The organism is Patescibacteria group bacterium (assembly GCA_018896645.1).
Lineage (GTDB): Bacteria > Patescibacteriota > Patescibacteriia > UBA2591 > JABMQE01 > JAHIMF01.
The window spans coordinates 1-2,692 of sequence record JAHIMF010000066.1 but is presented as its reverse complement, the minus strand read 5'-3'; the positions used below and the strand labels follow the sequence as shown (position 1 = coordinate 2,692).

The 2,692-nt window shown below is 38.3% G+C and carries 2 protein-coding genes; both read left to right on the top strand.

The genetic code is table 11. The features are described from left to right. Positions 1 to 428 precede the first annotated feature (428 nt). On the top strand, positions 429 to 2,012 hold the full coding sequence (gene amrB, locus KKD20_05195) for an AmmeMemoRadiSam system protein B (protein ID MBU4332486.1): 1,584 nt from the start codon (positions 429 to 431) through the stop codon (positions 2,010 to 2,012). 32 nt (positions 2,013 to 2,044) lie between these two features. Continuing rightward, the gene (locus tag KKD20_05190; GenBank protein MBU4332485.1) at positions 2,045 to 2,512 is read left to right on the top strand and encodes a 3'-phosphoesterase; all 468 of its coding nucleotides are present in this window, start codon (positions 2,045 to 2,047) and stop codon (positions 2,510 to 2,512) included. The last annotated feature ends 180 nt before the right edge of the window (positions 2,513 to 2,692 follow it).

The window sequence follows — 2,692 nt, the reverse complement described above, 5'->3', positions numbered from 1 at the left end:
GAACCCCCTAGTTACTCGGTAGACAAAATGAACATATTCGTCCATTTTTTGTTTCAGTTTCTCTTTATAACTAATTGGAGTCATATTTTTGTTTTAATGCTTTAATGCTTTAATGCTTTAATGCTTTAATGCTTTAATGCTTTAATGCTTTAATGCTTTAATGCTTTAATGCTTTTATTATACAACAAAAAAAACTTATCAACAACAAGAAAATCCAGTATTATGCTGGTTGACCAAAACAGAATTAAAACCTATGATAAAAACAGAGCAAGGGTTTATATTATTGCCTCTTCCCTTACATTTATTTTACCTTAATCATCCTAAGTCCACAAGCGCTTTGTATGAAAAAAAACCTTTTAACCATATCTTTATTTATTTTAGTTCTAATTATTATCGGGATATCTTTTAAACTCAAGGAAAAACCGCCTATGCCTAATCAAAATATCAACAAAGAAACCACTGAAAAAAAGAGCGGGCTTACCCGCCGAAGCTCGAGCGAAGCGAAGAGCGAAGGCGGGCCTATCCGCAAACCCGCTGTGGCCGGAGCTTTTTATCCGGCTGACAAAAACGAGCTTCAAGAAATGGTTAATGACTTTTTAAGTCGAGCGCTAATGGACGCGAATCAGTACACGAATAGCGCTAATCACGAATCTACAGACGATGTTAATAAAGCAAAACCGAAAATATTGATTGTGCCACATGCGGGTTTAGTATATTCTGGCCAAGTAGCGGCTTACAGTTACAAAGCTGTGCAGAGCTTAGATTACAAAACCGTCATTTTAATCGGCCCCTCCCATACTGCTTATTTTGACGGGGTCTCGGTTTATCCCAAAGGTTTTTATGAAACCCCCCTGGGTCAAGTGCAAATTAATGACTTACTCGCCGGCCAACTCATCAAGTCGGACGAAAAAATCTCTTATTATCCCCAGGCGCATATTACAGAACACAATTTAGAAGTCCAACTGCCCTTTTTGCAAACTGTCCTGCCCAATGCCAAAATCGTACCAATTATTATGGGAAAGCCCGATGCCAATCTTGTAAAAATTCTTGCTCTGGCCTTACAAAAAATTATTGGCGATGAAACATTGCTCGTGATCAGCAGTGATTTATCTCATTATCCTGAATACGAAACAGCTAAGGAAGTTGACCAAAAAACCATTGAGGCGATTTTAACCCAAAATATAGACGAATTTGAAAAAGTAATAAGCCAATCAATAGCCCAAGATTACCCGGGTTTAGACACCTGCGCTTGCGGCGCCGGGCCATTGAAAGTGGGAATGATGCTAGCTGGAGATTGGAACTTGGATGGCGAGCTGTTAAAATATGCTAATTCTGGTGATGTTACTGATGATCATTCGCGGGTAGTGGGTTATGCGAGTATCGTGTTTAAGGGGGGAGGAGAAGGCTTGAGAAGGCTTGAGAAGGCAGAAGAGGGCGAGGGGGTTAATACTGAAGATAGGGCGAGACTTCTAGAAATTGCCAGAGAAACATTGGAAGAATATTTAGAAAATGGAAAAATACCCAAAATTGAGGTGGAATCAGAAAAATTAAACGAAAATCTCGGAGCGTTTGTAACTTTACGGAATAAAAAAAGAGACTATGAGCTTCGGGGCTGTATTGGCCGGTTCTCGCCAACCGACGAGGCCTTATATAAAATAGTTCAACAAATGGCTATTAGCGCGGCCACCCAGGACACTCGCTTTGCGTCAGTCACTTATGATGAATTAGACGATATTGAAATTGAAATTTCAGTTTTAAGTCAGTTGAAAAAAATTGACGATTGGCAAAAAATTGAAGTAGGAAAACATGGCGTTGAAGTGGTCCAAGGAATGCGAAAAGGAGTGTTTTTGCCCCAAGTCGCCACGGAAAATAATTGGGACTTAGAAACTTTTATGAATGAACTCTGCGAACACAAAGCGGGAATTGACCGTGATGCTTGGAAAACCGGAGAGGCAGAGTTGTACATATTTACGGCGGAGGTGTTTGGTGAGAACGAGTTTGTTGATGGCTAATTGTTCTATTGCTAAATTGTTAAATTGTTTTTATGACATTGAAGAAGTATCAATTAAAAAGAAAATTCAATAAAACCCCGGAGCCAAAAGGCAAACTTGCAAAAATTAGCAAATCCCGTTTTGTAATTCATAAACATGACGCAAGCCACTTGCATTATGATTTTCGTTTAGAAATGGATGGCGTCTTAAAGTCTTGGGCCATACCCAAAGAGCCGCCAAAAACCAAGGGCATCAAAAGATTGGCTATCCAAGTAGAAGACCACCCGATTGACTATATTAATTTTGAAGGAATAATCCCCGATGGCAATTACGGCGCAGGTAAAGTGGAAATCTGGGATAAAGGCGTATATCAAGGAAGCAATAAAACATTAAAACATAAAAGCAAAAAGATGAAATCAGGGCTTGATTCATTTAAGTTTGAACTCAAGGGTAAAAAATTAAAGGGTGAATATGTGCTTGTTCGCCTGAAGGATAAAAATTGGCTTTTATTTAAAGTTTAATAATGGTATAATAAAAACATTAAAGCATTAAAGCACAAGAGCATTAAAGCATTAAAGCATTAAAGCATTAAAGCATTAAAGCATTAAAACAAAAATATGACTCCAATTAGTTATAAAGAGAAACTGAAACAAAAAATGGACGAATATGTTCATTTTGTCTACCGAGTAACTAGGGGGTTC